Annotated in this window: 12 protein-coding genes; 6 read left to right on the forward strand and 6 right to left on the reverse strand. The window is 55.4% G+C overall.

The annotated features are described in order from the left end of the window. Positions 1 to 9 precede the first annotated feature (9 nt). The 3 genes from ftsN to priA all read right to left on the reverse strand — a co-directional run bounded on the left by ftsN (position 10) and on the right by priA (position 4,537). Positions 10 to 948 carry a cell division protein FtsN gene (gene ftsN / locus COO59_RS15790; RefSeq protein WP_103060718.1) on the reverse strand — a complete coding sequence of 313 codons (939 nt, stop codon included), beginning with the start codon at positions 946 to 948 and terminating at the stop codon, positions 10 to 12. A gap of 177 nt (positions 949 to 1,125) precedes the next feature. Beyond that, positions 1,126 to 2,151, reverse strand: a complete 1,026-nt coding sequence (gene cytR / locus COO59_RS15795) for a DNA-binding transcriptional regulator CytR (RefSeq protein ID WP_103060719.1) — start codon at positions 2,149 to 2,151, stop codon at positions 1,126 to 1,128. Between the two features lie 190 nt (positions 2,152 to 2,341). Beyond that, positions 2,342 to 4,537: a primosomal protein N' gene (gene priA / locus COO59_RS15800; RefSeq protein ID WP_103060720.1), complete on the reverse strand. Its 2,196-nt coding sequence runs from the start codon at positions 4,535 to 4,537 to the stop codon at positions 2,342 to 2,344. A gap of 217 nt (positions 4,538 to 4,754) precedes the next feature. Between priA and rpmE the strand changes: the two genes are divergently transcribed. Further along, on the forward strand, positions 4,755 to 4,967 hold the full coding sequence (gene rpmE, locus COO59_RS15805; protein ID WP_103060721.1) for a 50S ribosomal protein L31: 213 nt from the start codon (positions 4,755 to 4,757) through the stop codon (positions 4,965 to 4,967). Positions 4,968 to 5,058: 91 nt separating this feature from the next. Here the strand turns inward: rpmE and metJ are convergent, their stop codons facing one another. Further along, positions 5,059 to 5,376 (reverse strand): met regulon transcriptional regulator MetJ, encoded by a 318-nt coding sequence (gene metJ / locus COO59_RS15810; protein WP_103060722.1) that lies wholly within the window; start codon positions 5,374 to 5,376, stop codon positions 5,059 to 5,061. A 280-nt stretch (positions 5,377 to 5,656) separates the two neighbouring features. Here metJ and metB point away from each other — a divergent pair, with 280 nt between their 5' ends. The 3 genes from metB (at position 5,657) to metF (ending at position 10,780) form a co-directional block, all read left to right on the forward strand. Next, entirely contained in the window at positions 5,657 to 6,817 is a 1,161-nt protein-coding gene (gene metB, locus COO59_RS15815; RefSeq protein ID WP_103060723.1) for a cystathionine gamma-synthase, read from the forward strand. 3 nt (positions 6,818 to 6,820) lie between these two features. Further along, positions 6,821 to 9,256, forward strand: coding sequence for a bifunctional aspartate kinase/homoserine dehydrogenase II (locus COO59_RS15820; RefSeq protein ID WP_103060724.1), 2,436 nt, complete (start codon positions 6,821 to 6,823; stop codon positions 9,254 to 9,256). Between the two features lie 621 nt (positions 9,257 to 9,877). After that, entirely contained in the window at positions 9,878 to 10,780 is a 903-nt protein-coding gene (metF, locus tag COO59_RS15825; protein WP_103060725.1) for a methylenetetrahydrofolate reductase, read from the forward strand. Positions 10,781 to 10,852: 72 nt separating this feature from the next. On the opposite strand, the gene ppc is transcribed toward metF, so the two are convergent. Both ppc and argE read right to left on the reverse strand, forming a co-directional pair. Beyond that, the gene (ppc, locus tag COO59_RS15830; protein WP_103060726.1) at positions 10,853 to 13,504 is read right to left on the reverse strand and encodes a phosphoenolpyruvate carboxylase; all 2,652 of its coding nucleotides are present in this window, start codon (positions 13,502 to 13,504) and stop codon (positions 10,853 to 10,855) included. A 243-nt stretch (positions 13,505 to 13,747) separates the two neighbouring features. Further along, a complete protein-coding gene (gene argE, locus COO59_RS15835; protein ID WP_103060727.1) occupies positions 13,748 to 14,896 on the reverse strand; it encodes an acetylornithine deacetylase in 1,149 nt (382 codons plus the stop codon). 177 nt (positions 14,897 to 15,073) lie between these two features. Between argE and argC the strand changes: the two genes are divergently transcribed. Beyond that, positions 15,074 to 16,078 (forward strand): N-acetyl-gamma-glutamyl-phosphate reductase, encoded by a 1,005-nt coding sequence (gene argC, locus COO59_RS15840; protein ID WP_103060728.1) that lies wholly within the window; start codon positions 15,074 to 15,076, stop codon positions 16,076 to 16,078. Between the two features lie 13 nt (positions 16,079 to 16,091). Next, positions 16,092 to 16,868 (forward strand): acetylglutamate kinase, encoded by a 777-nt coding sequence (argB, locus tag COO59_RS15845; protein ID WP_103060729.1) that lies wholly within the window; start codon positions 16,092 to 16,094, stop codon positions 16,866 to 16,868. The last annotated feature ends 24 nt before the right edge of the window (positions 16,869 to 16,892 follow it).

Here is a 16,892-nt window from a genome sequence, read left to right on the forward strand (position 1 = left end):
TGAAGGGTTTCAACCCCCAACGGCGAGAGGAATACAGCCTGAATGGCCGGAACCGCGCAGGCGTTTCAGCGTGCTGTCGGCGCTGGCACGGCTGTTATAAGGCCCAATAACCACGCGGTTCCAGCCGCCGCCGTTAGTGATACGGCTTTCAAAACCCTCAAAGGCCAGCTGGGCGCGGATTGATTCAGCCTGATCGCTACCTTTAAACGAGCCGCACTGCACCATCCAGCGCTGCGACTTCTCTTTTTCCACCGTTTTGGCTTTAGCCGTTTCCTGCTGTTTAACGCGGCTGTTCTCCTGGGATTTCGGCGCGCTTATCGGTTGCTGAGATCCATTTTGCGGCAGCATATGCGTTTGCTGAGTGGTTTGCTGCTGAGCGCGCTGCTGCTGAAGGCGTTGCTGCTGTTCAAGACGCTGCTGCTGAATGCGCTGCTGTTGTTCAGTGCGCTGCTGCTGTAACTGCTGTTGTTGCAGCTGCTGGCGCTGTAGCGTCTGCTGGCGCTGCAGCGGCGTTTGTTCATTCCACGGGACTTCGTTTAGCTGGGTCGGTGCCTGGCGCATATCGGCCTGCATTTGCTCCAGCAGCTGACGCTGCTCATCAGTAAGCTGAGTCTGCGACTGAACTTCGCCGCCGGAGGAGGGCTCTTTTGGCGCTGGCACGCTAAGCTGGCGGTTTTCCAGCTCTTTAATATATTTCCAGCGCTCTTCCGGCTTCGGCGGCAGCCCGTTGCCGCTGACCTTGTGATCCGGAATAACCGGCGTCTCTTCTTTTTTATGGTGAGCGATAAACCACAGCCCGCCCGCGAATGTTACCAGCACCGCTACCGCCAGCCCTGTCATGATTTTTGAAACGCCGGAGCTGCCGTTGCGTTTCTTGCTGCGGCTATTACTTTTCTTGCGACGCGTCCCTGTCGAACGCCCGCGGCCTACATAATCTTTTTGTGCCACTAATCGTTCCGCTAATTCAAAGAAGAAAATGCCTGCCGGATAAAAGGACGCTAAGTTAGCGCAACGCTTTAGCTATCCGGCTATCAGCCCGCCATGTTACTCAAGGGCTGGAAGTTTGACCAGCGGTGAGTCGTTTAAGAATCTGCTGAAACTGCCCGATCAACGGCATTTGAACGCTTAGCTGGCGTGCATTGTGCTTCCGCGTAGCTTGAGTTCAAACTCCAGCAGGCGCGAGCCGTTATTCACGATGCGGCCCTGTAGTTGCTCCAGCAATAGCAGCATCGCTTCCCGGCCCAGAGCGAAGCGCGGCTGCGCAATGGTGGTCAGCGGCGGATCGCTGTAACGTGAGAGCTCAATATCATCAAAGCCGACCAGAGAGATGTCCTGTGGAATGCGCAGGCCCATGCTTTTCGCCTGCGACATCGCGCCCAGCGCCATAATATCGTTATGGCAAAAGAGCGCCTGAGGAGGCTGCGGTAAAGCCATCAGCCGCTTAAACGCCGCGGCTCCGGCTTCAAAGGTAAAGTCGCCGCGCACAATATAGCGTGGTTCGATGGCCTGCCCATGTCGGCGTAGCGCCTGAATATAGCCCTGCAAACGATAGTGGCTGAGCGGCATCACTTCCGGGCCGGCGATGCAGGCGATGCGGCGATGTCCAAGCTGCCACAGATGATTGACCGCTTCGAAGGCGGCGGTCAGGTTATCGATATGTACCGTTGGCAATTCCAGATCGGGTGCGAATTCATTGGCCATCACCATTGGCGGTAAACTGCGCTGCTCTTCCACGCCGGTATCGAAAGGCACCTGGGAACCCAGCAGTACCATGCCGTCAATCTGGCGCGTCAGCATCAGGCTCAGAAAGGTTTTTTCCTGCTGATTCTGATGGGCGCAGTCGCCAATCAGCACCAGATAGCCTTCGGCGGCCGCCGTGACTTCGACGCCACGAATGATTTCACTGAAAAAGGGATCGCAGATGTCGGGAACGATAACCAGAATAGTACGTGATTCGCTGCGTTTGGCATTCCGCGCCAGAGCATGAGGAGAGTAGCCCACTTCCATCACCGCCTGCTCAACCTTCTGGCGGGTTGTCGCTGAGACCTTTTCAGGGTTCATCAGCGCGCGAGATACGGTGGCGGTTGAAACCCCCGCACGCTCAGCCACGTCCTTCATGGTCGCTGCCGTTGACTCCTGGTTCTGCTCCAACGCTTATCTCCTCACACCGGTCTGAATAGTAGAATGTCATATGTCGTCTGCTGCGCTCGTTGCGGTTAAAGCTGACGGCCATCACATTTCTAACAGATTGTATAAGGTGCCGTTACTTTAATTGCATAAAAACTGTGACTTAATCGAGGTTTTTTCGATCCAGCTCGCAAACCTTATCTGCGGGTAACGATTAGTTTTCTGTTGGGTCAATATCCAGCGTCCATTTCACCTTACGCGACAGCGGCAGGGTGGAAATTAACGGCAGGCTGGTTTTTAGCAGCTGCTGTAGCCGAACACGGGAAGGATGCTGCAGCAGCAGCTGCCAGCGATAGCGCCCGCCACGCTTAGCCTGCAGAGCAGGCACCGGCCCCATAATCCACAGCGGCTCATCGCGTAGCGGACTGGCTTCCAGCAGGTTTCGCAGCTGATGTAAAAATGCCGCCGCCTGCTGATTATCATGATCGTCAGCACGAAATAGTGCATGGCTGGTGAACGGTGGAAGCTGCATGCTCCGGCGCTCGCTTAAGTTCTGACTGGCAAACGCATCGTAGCCCTGATGCAATAAAATCTGCAGCAGCGGATGTTCAGGATGATGGGTTTGCAACAGCACTTCGCCCTGCTTACCGGCACGGCCGGCGCGGCCGGCAACCTGAACATAAAGTTGAGCAAAGCGTTCCGCGGCGCGGAAATCCGCCGAAAAGAGCGCGCCATCCACGTCCAGCAAAGATACCAGCGTCACATCGGGAAAATGGTGCCCTTTCGCCAACATTTGCGTACCAATCAGAATACGCGCGCCGCCGCGAAACACGTCGGCCAGATGCTGCTCCAGCGCGCCTTTACGGCTGGTGGTATCACGGTCAATACGCGACAGCGGAATGCCAGGAAATAAACTTGTGAGATTATGCTCCAGCTGTTCGGTGCCGAGGCCCACCGGCACCAAATGCGTTGAGCCGCACTGCGGGCACTGTCGCGGCACCGGACGCTGACTGTCGCAATGGTGGCAGCGCAGCTGGCGCTGTTGTTGATGTAGCGTGTAATAGCGATCGCAACGCTGGCATTCTGCAATCCAGCCGCAGTCATGGCATAACAGCGCCGGTGAGAAGCCACGGCGGTTCAGGAACAGCAGCACCTGGTTATCAGCCTGTAAATGCAGGCGCATACGCTGAATCAGCGCGGGCGACAGGCCTCCCTGCAGCTGGACGCCTTTTAAATCGATAAGCTGCTGCGTTGCCTGGCGTGCATTGCCGGCGCGTTTGCTCAGATTGAGCTGGCGATACTTTCCGCTCTGCACGTTATGCAGCGTTTCCAGCGCGGGCGTCGCGGAGCCCATCACGATCGGGATATTTTCCTCACGCGCCCGGAACACCGCCAGGTCGCGCGCATGATAACGCCAGCCTTCCTGCTGTTTATAAGAGCTGTCATGTTCTTCATCAATAATGATGACGCCTGGGCGGGCGAAAGGCGTAAACAGCGCGGAACGGGTGCCGATCACAATGGCATTATCGCCCTGGCGCGCGCGTAGCCAGACGGCCATGCGTTCGCTGTCGTTCAGGCCGGAGTGCAGCACGTCAATCGGGACGTTAAAACGCGCCCGGAAACGGGCGATAGTTTGCGGCGTCAGGCCGATTTCCGGCACCAGCACCAGCGCCTGACGACCACGACTCAGCACGTTTTCCAGCACGCTAAGATAGACTTCCGTTTTGCCAGAGCCGGTAATGCCGGCCAGCAGCCAGGGCGCGAATTGCTCATCTTCGCTGCGAATCGCCCCGACCGCTAACGCCTGTTCCGTATTCAGCCGCAGCCGCTCGCCGTTAACGGCGAAGCTGTCACGCCAGTCCTGGCGGGCAGGCAGATGTTCACGCAGGTCGCACAGGCCCTTAGCGCGCAGCGCCTGTAGCGCGGCGTCAGCCAGTTCATGCTGGGCAATTTCATGGCGATACAGCGGCTGCTGGCGTAAAGCGGCCAGCGCCTGCTGCTGCTTCGGCGCACGTTTCAGGCTTTCCGGCGCGGTTTCCCGCCCCAGCTCGGTAATAAACCATTGCCAGAGCGGGGTTTCCTGCGCAGGTTTTCCCTGGCGCAGCAGCACCGGCAGCGCATGGAACAGCACCTCGCCCAGCGGATAATGATAATACTCGGCGGCCCAGTGCAGAATGCGCCATAGCGAAGGGGGAAACAGCGATGCGCTGTCGAGCGTTTCCAGCACGCTTTTTAACTGTTCGGTTGGCAGATCGCTTTGCTCGCTGAAGCCAACTACGATACCGATCGCCTTGCGGTTACCAAAGGGCACGCGAACGCGCCCGCCAGGCACCGGATGAAGATGAGCGGGAAGTAGGTAATCAAACTGGCGTGCGAGCGGAACGGGCAGCGCGACCTGAGCAACGGGCATGACGTTATCCGTGAAAAGAGTTGAACGGCGTAGTGTACACTGTGTAGCCAGAAATGTGAGGATTCGATTGCATCGGGCGGTTATTTTCTGTATAGTTTGCCGCCTTTGATGCGGAATAAGGCATCAAAAATCACCAGAATGTTCAATCCACGTGTGGTGCCGGCGCAGGTTTTTTCCTGGCGCGGGAGAGCGACACGGCCTTTACTGAGGTTACCCCATGAAAGAAGGTATTCATCCTAAGTATGTTGAAATTACTGCAACTTGTTCTTGCGGTAATGTGATCCAAACCCGCTCAACCGTGGGTCACGATCTGAACCTGGACGTGTGCGGTAAATGCCACCCGTTCTACACCGGCAAACAGCGTGTTGTTGATACCGGTGGTCGTGTTGAGCGCTTCAACAAACGCTTCAGCATTCCGGGCAGCAAATAAGTTTCCCGGCAGACGCTACCGTTATTCGACGGAGCGGATGCAAGAAAAAACCCAGCTTCGGCTGGGTTTTTTTATGCACGAAAACAGCGTATCAGTATTCCCAGGTATCCGGATCCTTACCCAGTTCACGCATAATCTTTTTCGCCTCTTCCGGGATTTCATCGCTGCGCTCTTTGCGCAGGTCAACGTCGTCCGGCAGCGGCTGACCGGTAAACGCGTGCAGAAATGCTTCGCATAACAGCTCGCTGTTAGTGGCATGACGCAGATTGTTTACCTGGCGGTGCGTACGTTCATCTGTCAGGATTTTTAATACTTTCAGCGGAATAGACACGGTAATTTTTTTAACCTGCTCGCTCTTCTTACCATGCTCAGCATAAGGGCTGATATATTCGCCATTCCATTCAGCCATGAGTTACCTTAATTATTAAAAGTTAAATTGTCGAAAATCAGCCAATTATGCCCGATATTTCCACGCCTCACTAATCAAAGTCAGCATTTAATACGTAACTTTGCCGCTTTTACGTGGGTTGCGTTTGCAGTAGAAGGCAATTCACTGCAATTTTAGCGGTTATTGCGCATTTGCTCAATCTATACGCAAAGACATTTAGATGTCCAGATGTATTGACGTCCAGTAGCGTAATGCTATCCTGTTAGCCTTCTTTCAGGGCCTTTCAGGAACAGTAAGCACTATGACGCGTAAACAGGCAACCATCGCAGTGCGCAGCGGTTTGAATGATGATGAGCAGTATGGCTGCGTTGTCCCTCCGATTCACCTTTCCAGCACCTATAACTTCACTGATTTCAATCAGCCTCGCGCCCATGATTATTCGCGTCGCGGTAATCCTGGGCGTGACGTCGTGCAGCGGGCGCTGGCCGAACTGGAGGGCGGTGCCGGCGCGGTCATGACCAACACCGGTATGTCCGCTATTCATCTGGTATGTACGCTGTTCCTGAAGCCTGGCGATTTGTTAGTTGCGCCGCATGACTGCTACGGCGGCAGCTATCGTCTGTTTGACAGCCAAAGCAAACGCGGCGCATATCGCGTTAAATTTGTCGATCAGGGCGACACCGATGCGCTACAGGCGGCGCTGGCCGAACAGCCGAAACTGGTGCTGGTGGAAAGCCCCAGCAATCCGCTGCTGCGCGTGGTGGATATCGCCGCGATTTGTCAGGCAGCGCGTGCCGCTGGCGCGGTTAGCGTAGTGGATAACACCTTTTTAAGCCCGGCCCTGCAAAACCCGCTGGCGCTGGGGGCCGATCTGGTGGTGCATTCCTGTACTAAATACCTTAATGGCCACTCCGACGTTGTAGCCGGCGCGGTGATTGCTAAAGATGCGGCGGTGGCGACCGAACTGGCCTGGTGGGCGAATAATATTGGCGTTACCGGCTCTGCCTTTGACAGCTATCTGCTGCTGCGCGGGATGCGTACCCTGGGCCTGCGTATGGCGGCGGCCCAGCGTAATGCGTTGGCGATTGTGGAATATTTGCAGCAGCAGCCGCTGGTGAAAAAGCTGTATCATCCTTCTTTGCCGCAAAACCCAGGCCATCAGTATGCGGTACGTCAACAGCGCGGTTTTGGCGCAATGTTAAGTTTTGAGCTCGACGGCGACGAACAGCGCCTGCGCCGTTTCCTGAAAGCGCTGGAATTATTTACCCTGGCGGAATCGCTGGGTGGAGTAGAAAGTTTGATTTCCCATACCGCAACCATGACCCATGCCGGTATGTCGGCGGAAGCGCGTACGGCGGCGGGTATTTCCGATGCCTTACTGCGCGTGTCGGTTGGGATAGAAGATCACGAAGATTTAATCGCCGATCTGGATAATGCGTTCCGGGTGGCAGCCGAGGATTAAGAAATGAGTATTTCAGCCGCAGCGGGAGCGTCTTACAGCAGGCAGCTGCATAAATTTGGCGGCAGTAGCCTTGCCGATGTTAGCTGTTATCAGCGTGTCGCGGGCATTATGGCCGATTACAGTCAGCCGGGCGATTTAATGGTGGTCTCTGCCGCCGGCAGTACTACTAACCAGCTTATTAGCTGGCTGAAGCTCAGCCAGACCGATCGCTTATCGGCCCATCAGGTGCAGCAGAGCCTGCGTCGGTATCAGTCCGATCTGATTAACGGTCTGTTGTCGCCGGAGTTGGCTCAGCCGTTGCTGAGCCGCTTTATTCAGGATCTGGAGCGTCTGGCCGGGCTGCTGGATGAAAAAATTACCGACGCCGCGTATGCCGAGGTGGTCGGACACGGAGAGATCTGGTCGGCACGGCTGATGGCGGCGGTGTTGCAGCAGCGTGATTTGGCAGCGTGCTGGCTGGACGCCCGCGAATTTCTACGCGCCGAGCGCGCGGCGCAGCCGCAGGTTGACGAGGGGAAATCCTGGCCGCTGTTGCAGCAGCTAATAGCGCAGCACGCGCATCAGCGTCTGGTGGTAACCGGTTTTATCTGTCGCAATGACGCCGGCGAAACCGTTCTGTTGGGACGCAATGGTTCTGACTATTCCGCGACGCAAATCGGTGCGCTGGCGGGCGTAAGCCGCGTTACCATCTGGAGTGATGTCGCCGGGGTTTACAGCGCCGATCCGCGTAAAGTAAAAGATGCCTGTCTGCTGCCGCTGCTGCGGCTGGATGAAGCCAGCGAGCTGGCGCGTCTGGCGGCGCCGGTATTGCATGCCCGCACGCTGCAGCCGGTTTCCAACAGCGATATTGATTTACAGCTGCGCTGCAGCTACCAGCCGGAGCAGGGATCGACGCGAATTGAGCGCGTGCTGGCTTCCGGTACCGGCGCGCGTATCGTTACCAGCCATGATGATGTTTGCCTGATCGATATTGAAGTCTCTGCGCAGCACGATTTCGCCGCGCTGCATAAAGAGGTCGATCATCTGCTGAAACGTGCGCAGCTTCGTCCGCTGGCGATGGGCATTCATAGCGATCGTAACCTGCTGCAGCTCTGCTATACCTCCGAAGTGGTCAACAGCGTTTTTGAACTGTTGCAGAATGCTGGCCTGCCGGGCCATTTACAGCTGCGGGAAGGGCTGGCGCTGGTGGCGCTGGTCGGGGCAGGCGTAAGCCGCAACCCGCTGCACAGCCATCGTTTTTGGCAGCAGATCCACGATTATCCGGTAGAGTTTATCTGGCAGTCGGAAGATAAAATCAGCCTGGTGGCGGTGCTGCGCGTTGGCCCGACGGAACATTTAGTTCAGGGGCTTCATCAGTCGCTGTTCCGCGCGGAAAAACGTATCGGCCTGATGCTGTTTGGCAAAGGAAATATCGGTTCGCGCTGGCTGGAGCTGTTTGCCCGCGAACAGAAAAATCTGTCAGCGCGCACCGGTTTTGAATTTGTGCTGGCGGGGGTGGTGGACAGCCGCCGCAGCCTGCTGAGCTATGAAGGGCTGGATGCCAGCCGTGCGCTGGCCTTCTTTGAAGATGAAGCGGTTGCGCAGGATGAAGAGTCACTATTTCTGTGGATGCGGGCGCATCCTTATGATGATCTGGTGGTGCTGGATGTGACCGCCAGTGAAGCGCTGGCTGAACAATATCTGGATTTCGCCAGCCACGGTTTTCATGTGATTAGCGCTAATAAAGTTGCTGGCGCATCAGGCAGCTATCAGTGGCGACAGATCCGTGACGCGTTTGCGAAAACCGGACGCCACTGGCTGTATAACGCCACGGTAGGCGCGGGGCTGCCGGTCAACCATACGGTGCGCGATTTACGTGAAAGCGGCGACAGCATTCTGTCAATCAGCGGGATTTTCTCCGGCACGCTCTCCTGGCTGTTCCTGCAGTTTGACGGTACGGTGCCGTTTAGCGAACTGGTCGATCAGGCCTGGCAGCAGGGATTAACCGAGCCGGACCCGCGTGTTGATCTTTCCGGTCAGGATGTGATGCGCAAGCTGGTTATTCTGGCGCGTGAAGCGGGCTACGATATTGAACCGGATCAGGTTCGCGTCGAGTCGCTGGTGCCGGCAGGCTGTGAAAATGGCTCGGTTGATCACTTCTTCGAGAACAGCGACGCGCTCAACGAACAGATGCTACAGCGTCTGGAAGCGGCGCAGGAAATGGGGCTGGTATTGCGCTACGTCGCGCGTTTTGATGCTAACGGCAAGGCGCGCGTCGGCATTGAGGCGGTGCGTCCTGAGCATCCGCTGGCGGCGCTGCTGCCGTGCGATAACGTGTTTGCCATTGAAAGCCGCTGGTATCGTGATAACCCACTGGTTATTCGCGGGCCGGGGGCGGGGCGCGACGTAACCGCTGGCGCAATTCAGTCCGATATTAATCGGCTGGCGCAGCTGCTGTAGTGCTAAAACGGGTGGCCTGGGCCACCCTTCCTGATGCCGCTGACAAAGTTATTGTCTCGATGGCGTCGGCATAACGTAAATTTGCGCTGGGTGGCAGGTGATTTTTATCACAAGCAGGCGCTTAGCGATTAAGAGCAGTATGGCGCTGATTCTGCATCCGGCCAGTCATTGTTGGTTGCTGTATAACGATCGAAAAGGGCAAGGTTAATTATATTAATCATGCCGGGAAATTTCCTGTAACCGGTTAATCTTAAATAAGGTATTTCTGGATAGCTTTTTAATTTTAACGTCGGGTTAATTGATATTACCGTCAATGAAATTTTGCGTTTAACCGGTGAGCCTGCATTTATGGCAATTAAACTGATTGCTGGCAGGAATAAGATATTTTTAGCTTATCTGCAATAAAGTCATCGTCTGGATTTCCCTTTCGCCGTTGCGCTAATAAAAGCGGTTGTCATTTTTTCATGTTCCCCTGAAAGAAATTCAACATCCCTGCGCTGCTTTTTAATTGACAAATCGCCATACAGGTAGCATCTTATGGCGTTATAGACGTCTAAACGTATGGATGTTTATTGCTGTTTGCAGGCACCATCCTTTAAACGATTGATAAGGTAACCAGATATGAGTTTCTTTCACGCCAACCAGCGCGAAGCGTTGAACCAGAGCCTGGCAGAACTGAACGGGCGGATTAATGTTTCATTTGAGTTTTTTCCGCCGCGTACCAGTGAAATGGAAGAGACACTGTGGAGCTCTATCGATCGGCTCAGCAGCCTGAAGCCGAAGTTTGTCTCCGTTACCTACGGCGCTAATTCCGGTGAGCGCGATCGCACCCACAGCATTATTAAGGGCATAAAAGAGCGGACCGGTCTTGAAGCGGCGCCGCACCTGACCTGTATCGACGCTACGCGCGATGAGCTGCGTACTATTGCGCAGGATTACTGGAATAGCGGAATCCGTCATATCGTTGCCTTGCGCGGCGATCTGCCTGCGGGCGGCGGCAAGCCGGAAATGTATGCGACCGATCTGGTTGCGTTGCTGAAAGAGGTCGGCGATTTCGATATTTCCGTCGCCGCCTACCCGGAAGTGCATCCTGAAGCGAAAAGCGCGCAGGCGGATTTGATTAATCTGAAACGTAAAATCGATGCGGGGGCGAACCGGGCGATTACCCAGTTTTTCTTTGATGTCGAAAGTTACTTACGTTTTCGCGATCGCTGCGTGGCGACCGGTATCGATGTAGAGATCGTTCCGGGGATTTTACCGGTTTCTAACTTTAAACAGCTACAGCGCTTTGCCACGATGACTAATGTTCGCGTGCCGGCCTGGATGAACAGCATGTTTGCCGGGCTGGATGACGATCCGGAAACGCGCAAAATGGTTGGCGCAAATGTGGCGATGGATATGGTGAAAATTCTCAGCCGTGAAGGCGTAAAGGATTTCCATTTCTATACGCTGAACCGCGCTGAAATGAGCTATGCCATTTGCCACACGCTGGGCGTGCGTCCGACGGCGGCGCTGGTCGCCTGATAACCTGTTAACTGTCAAAAATAAAATTTAAAGGCGCATGCCCGAAAGGACATGCGCCTTTTGCTGCATCAATTAACCTGTGTTACGCATGCCCGCCGCTACGCCAGCAATGGTTACCATCAGCGCCTGCTCAACGCAGGGATCCGGCTCTTCTCCTTTGGCCTCCTGCGCACGCGAACGGTGCAGCAGTTCAGCCTGCAGAACGTTAAGCGGATCGGTATAGACGTTGCGTAGGGCAATCGATTCTGCGATCCACGGCTCATCGGCCATCAGGTGTGCATCGTTGGCGATGGTGAGCACCGCTTTAATATCTGCGGACAGCCGATCGCGCAGCTGTTTGCCCAGCGGCCACAGAGAAGTCTCTACCAGACGCTGATCGTAATATTCCGCCAGCCACAGGTCGGCCTTCGAGAAAACCATTTCCAGCATACCGAGGCGGGTAGAGAAGAAAGGCCAGTCGTGGCACATCGCTTCCAGCTGATCCCGATGGCCTTCATCCATTGCCTGCTGTAGCGCCGCGCCAGCGCCCAGCCAGGCGGGCAGCATCAGACGGTTTTGCGTCCAGGCGAAAATCCACGGGATGGCGCGCAGTGATTCAACGCCGCCGCTTGGACGACGTTTGGCGGGACGCGATCCCAGCGGCAGTTTGCCTAATTCCAGCTCCGGCGTGGCGGAGCGGAAATAGGGCACGAAGTCAGGATTTTCACGAACGTAACCGCGATAGATGGCGCAAGAGGTTTCAGAAAGCTGATTCATAATGTCGCGCCATTCGCTTTTAGGCTCCGGCGGCGGCAACAGGTTAGCTTCGAGGATAGCGCTGGTATAAAGCGACAGGCTGGCCACGGCCACTTCCGGCAGGCCGTACTTAAAGCGAATCATTTCGCCCTGTTCGGTCACGCGCAGGCCGCCTTTCAGGCTGCCCGGCGGCTGGGAAAGCAGTGCCGCCTGCGCCGGTGCGCCGCCGCGTCCAATAGTACCGCCGCGGCCATGAAACAGCGTCAGGGAAATACCCGCTTTTTCGCAGGTTTTAATCAAGGCGTCCTGAGCCTGGTATTGCGCCCAGGAAGCGGCCATTACGCCAGCATCTTTAGCCGAGTCGGAATAGCCGATCATGACCATCTGCTTGCCCTGGATAAAGCCGCGATACCAGTCGATGTTCAGCAGCTGCGACATGACATCATTGGCGTTATTTAAATCGTCCAGGGTTTCAAACAGCGGCGCGACCGGCAGCGCAAAAGGAATACCGGCTTCTTTCAGCAGCAGATGAACCGCCAGCACGTCGGAAGGCGTTTTCGCCATGGAAATCACATAGGCGGCAATCGATCCGCGCGGCGCTTCCGCCGCTACGCGGCAGGTTTCCAGCACTTCACGCGTCTCTTCGCTCGGCTCCCACTGACGCGGCAGCAGCGGACGTTTTGAGTTCAGTTCCCGGATCAGAAATGCCTGTTTATCCGCTTCGGACCAGCTTTCATAATCACCGAGGCCGAGGTAACGCGTAACTTCCGCCAGCGCTTCCGTATGGCGCGTGCTTTCCTGACGCAGATCGATACGTACCAGCGGAACGCCGAAACATTTTACCCGGCGCAGCGTATCAAGCAGCTGTCCGTTGGCGATAATTCCCATGCCGCACGCCTGGAGAGATTGATAGCAGGCGTACAGCGGCTCCCAGAGCTGATCGTTTGAAATAAGCAACCCTTCCGGATGCGGCAGGCGATCGCCCTTCAGACGGCGCTCCAGGTAATTTTGCGTGGTCATCAGCTGTAGGCGCAGCCGTTTAAGAATGACGCGGTAGGGTTCAAGCGCCTGCGGATCGCCGCACAGAACGCGCAGCTCCTCGGTGCATTCCGACATCGACAGCTCGGAAACCAGTACGCCAACGTCGCGCAAAAACAGATCGGCGGCTTTCCAGCGGCTCAGCTGCATAACGTGGCGCGTAATGCTGGCGGTAACGTTGGGATTGCCGTCGCGGTCTCCTCCCATCCATGAGGTAAACTGTACCGGAACAAAATCCACCGGCAGCGTATAGCCGAAGGTCTCTTCGATCTGTTCGTTCAGCTCGCGCAGGAAATTGGGCACGCCTTCCCACAGGCTGTTTTCCACCACTGCAAAGCCCCATTTGGCTTCATCAACGGGAGAAGGGCGATATTTACGGATTTCATCGGTATGCCAGGCCTGAGCGACCAGCTGACGCAGGCGACGCATTATCTGGTTGCGGTCATAGTCAGAAATATCATTATGATCGAGCTGCTTTAAACAGGTATTTACCTCAACCAGCTTATGGATCAGCGTGCGGCGCGTAATTTCGGTAGGATGCGCGGTGAGCACCAGTTCCAGCGAAAGCGACTCTATCGCCTCACGAATATCCGCTTCGTTCAGGTTGGGCTGCTGCTTCAGACGCTCAAACGCTTTTTTCATCAGTTCCGGATGGTTAGCGCCTTCTCCGTGCGGAGAAATGGTCTGGTATTGTTCAGCCACGTTAGTCAGGTTAAGGAACTGGCTAAAAGCGCGTGCTACCGGCAATAACTCGTCATTAGAGAGGTTCTGCAAGGTAGTTAACAGCTCCTGACGATGAGCATCATTTCCCGCACGGGATGACTTGGAGAGTTTGCGGATGGTTTCCACCCGATCAAGGATGTTTTCTCCCAGCGCATCCTTAATAGTATCCCCGAGCAGTTTGCCGAGCATACTGACATTACTTCGCATTGCGGAATATTGTTCGTTCATATGACCCCTGACACCCTTCTTGTCTTTTAATTTTTACCCTTGCGGGTATAACGCCGCCTTTTATCTAGCCATGTAACTTACCGTTCGTCAATTGCGTAAAACGAGCCGCGTAATGTGGGTAAATATTGGTAATTTAAGAAATTTAACAATGACGAAGTGGGATAAGTTATTCTTATCGGCAAAGTTGAAACTTTGCAGGAGCAATTTACCGGTTTAGCAGTGAATTGCCCCAAATGATGCCTGTCAGTGACAGAAATGGTTAACCATTTGGCCGATCAGCTCACGCGTCGGCCTGATAAAAGCCATATCAATAAATTCATCCGGCTGATGCGCCTGATTAATCGATCCCGGCCCTAATACCAGCGTTGGACACAGCTGCTGAATAAAAGGTGCTTCGGTACAGTAGTTCACGACCTCCGTTGGCGTACCAAGCAGCTTTTCCACCACCTGAACCAGCTGATGCTCACGCGGGCATTCGTAGCCTGGGATCGGCGGATGAAGTTCGGCAACCGTTAAACGGCCTGGCCAGCGCACGCTAACCGGGGCCAGCGCCTCATTCAACAGTTCGTCCAGATCGGCCAGCGTCAGGCCCGGCAGCGGACGAATATCCATATGTAATTCGCAGCAGGCGCAAATACGGTTTGCCGCATCGCCGCCGTGGATGTGACCGAAATTCATGGTGGGCCAGGGGATGGCGAAGCCGTCGTGGTGATAGCGCTCTTTTAGCGTATTACGCAGCTGCATCAAATGTCCGATAGCCTCGTGCATCAGTTCAATGGCGTTGACGCCGCGCGCCGGATCGCTGGAGTGGCCCGATTGCCCCTCTACGCGAATTGCATTAGATAAATGGCCTTTATGCGCGCGCACCGGTTTCAGCGAGGTTGGCTCACCGATAATCGCGCAGTCGGGACGCAGCGTAGCGGTTTCGGCAAAGTATTTGGCGCCCGCCATCGTGGTTTCTTCATCCGCCGTGGCGAGAATATAGAGCGGCTTTTGGAACGTGTTGATATCGGTATCACGGAGCGTATCAAGAATAAAGGCGAAGAAGCCTTTCATATCCGCCGTGCCGAGGCCGTACAGCTTGTTGTCATGCTCGGCCAGCGTAAAAGGATCGCGTGTCCAGCGGCCATCATCAAAGGGAACCGTATCGGTATGCCCAGCCAGCAGCAGGCCGCCTGTGCCTTCACCGCTTTTAGCCAGCATATTGAATTTATGCCGCGTACCCGGTACCGGCTGGACTTCCACGCTGAACCCTAAATCACGAAACCAGCCGGCCAGCAGAGTGATTAAACTTTCATTGCTCTGATCGAGTGCGCTATCGGTGGCGCTGATGGATGGCGTGGCTATCAGCTGGCGGTAAAGTTCGATAAAAGGCGGTAATTTTGTCTTCACTGTTGACGGTCCTTGAGTTAGGATGTATCAATATTCATGCATTAATAGTGAATAAAAATACAGTAACGTTCGCGGGATGGGAAATGAATTTACCCGCTGACTGACGTTAAACTTCATGGGCGCGCGGCGACACGGCTGCACACCGGATCTGAATGACTGTAAAAGGTATACAGCCTGATGTTGAATACGCTGATTGTAGGTGCCAGTGGCTATGCTGGCGTTGAGCTGGCGACCTTCCTGAATCGTCACCCGCATATGAACATAACCGCTTTAGCGGTTTCAGCGCAAAGCCCGGATGCCGGAAAACGTCTTTCCGATCTGCATCCGCAGCTAAAAGGGATCCTCGATCTACCGTTGGAGCCGCTGAGCGATGTCTCAGCCTGGGCCGACAAGGTGGATGTGGTGTTTCTCGCGACCGCCCATGAAGTCAGTCACGATCTGGCCCCGCAATTTCTGGCGGCGGGCTGCGTAGTGTTCGACCTCTCCGGCGCGTTCCGTGTGAATGATGCCGATTTTTATACGCGCTATTACGGTTTTACCCATCAGCATGCGGCGTGGCTGGAAAAGGCAGTTTACGGCCTGGCGGAGTGGCAGCATGACGCTATCAAAGAGGCGCAGCTGATCGCAGTGCCTGGCTGCTATCCAACCGCTGCGCAGCTGGCGCTGAAGCCGTTAATCGCGTCGGGATTGCTGAATAACGCGCAGTGGCCGGTGATTAACGCCACCAGTGGCGTTAGCGGCGCCGGACGTAAAGCAAGCCTCAGTAACAGCTTCTGTGAAGTCAGCCTGCAGCCTTACGGCATTTTTAATCATCGCCATCATCCTGAAATCGTCGCGCATCTTGGCGTGCCGGTTATTTTTACTCCGCATCTCGGCAATTTCCCGCGCGGCATTCTTGCCACGATTACCTGTCGCCTGCAGCCGGGCGTAAGTCGCGAAGATATTGCCGAAGCTTTTCATAATGCATATCAGGATAAGCCGCTGGTGCGTATCTATGAGCAGGGCGTGCCGGCGCTGAAATCGGTCGTTGGTCTGCCGTTCTGCGATATTGGCTTCGCCGTGCAGGACGAGCATCTGATTGTGGTCGCAGCGGAAGATAATCTGTTGAAGGGCGCGGCCTCGCAGGCGGTGCAGTGTCTCAATATTCGTTTTGGTTTCCCGGAAACCCAGTCACTTATTTAAGCGGATAAATATTATGGCGACTCCATTAATTATTAAACTGGGCGGCGTGCTGCTGGATAGCGAAGAAGCGCTGGCGCGTCTGTTTACGGCGCTGGTGACTTACCGGGAGGCGCATCAGCGTCCTTTGCTGATCGTTCACGGCGGCGGCTGCCTCGTTGATGAACTGATGAAAAAGCTGGCGCTGCCGGTGCAAAAGAAAAATGGCCTGCGCGTCACGCCCGCCGATCAGATCGATATTATTACCGGTGCGCTGGCGGGAACCGCGAACAAAACCCTGCTGGCGTGGGCAAAGAAACATCATATTCAGGCGGTTGGCCTCTGTCTGGGCGATGGCGGCATGGCGAACGTTGCCCAGTTTGATGAAGAACTGGGCCATGTCGGTAACGCGCTGCCGGGCTCACCGGCATTGCTGAATACGCTGTTGCAGGCGGGCTATATGCCAATTATCAGCTCAATCGGCATAACGGAAGAGGGCCAGTTAATGAACGTTAACGCCGATCGGGCGGCAACGGCGCTGGCGGCAACGCTGGGCGCAGACCTGATTTTACTTTCTGACGTCAGCGGTATTCTTGATGGCAAGGGCCAGCGGATTGCTGAAATGACGACGGCGAAAGCGGAACAGCTGATCGCGCAGGGCATTATTACCGACGGCATGATTGTAAAAGTCCATGCGGCTCTGGATGCGGCACGTACGCTGGGCCGTCCGGTCGATATCGCCAGCTGGCGTCATGCTGAGCAACTGCCCTCTCTGTTTAACGGCGTGTCTATTGGCACCCGGATCCACGCATAAAGCAAAAAACATTCAAGGATTAAG

Source organism: Mixta theicola, from assembly GCF_002895925.1.
GTDB lineage: Bacteria > Pseudomonadota > Gammaproteobacteria > Enterobacterales > Enterobacteriaceae > Mixta > Mixta theicola.

What these genes read in the sequence shown, in the direction of transcription:
- ppc (WP_103060726.1), bottom strand. Translation starts at nt 13,504, where the DNA reads ATGAACGAACAATATTCCGCAATGCGAAGTAATGTCAGTATGCTCGGC.
- metJ (WP_103060722.1), bottom strand. Translation starts at nt 5,376, where the DNA reads ATGGCTGAATGGAATGGCGAATATATCAGCCCTTATGCTGAGCATGGT.
- argC (WP_103060728.1), top strand. Translation starts at nt 15,074, where the DNA reads ATGTTGAATACGCTGATTGTAGGTGCCAGTGGCTATGCTGGCGTTGAG.
- rpmE (WP_103060721.1), top strand. Translation starts at nt 4,755, where the DNA reads ATGAAAGAAGGTATTCATCCTAAGTATGTTGAAATTACTGCAACTTGT.
- argB (WP_103060729.1), top strand. Translation starts at nt 16,092, where the DNA reads ATGGCGACTCCATTAATTATTAAACTGGGCGGCGTGCTGCTGGATAGC.
- metB (WP_103060723.1), top strand. Translation starts at nt 5,657, where the DNA reads ATGACGCGTAAACAGGCAACCATCGCAGTGCGCAGCGGTTTGAATGAT.
- COO59_RS15820 (WP_103060724.1), top strand. Translation starts at nt 6,821, where the DNA reads ATGAGTATTTCAGCCGCAGCGGGAGCGTCTTACAGCAGGCAGCTGCAT.
- metF (WP_103060725.1), top strand. Translation starts at nt 9,878, where the DNA reads ATGAGTTTCTTTCACGCCAACCAGCGCGAAGCGTTGAACCAGAGCCTG.
- priA (WP_103060720.1), bottom strand. Translation starts at nt 4,537, where the DNA reads ATGCCCGTTGCTCAGGTCGCGCTGCCCGTTCCGCTCGCACGCCAGTTT.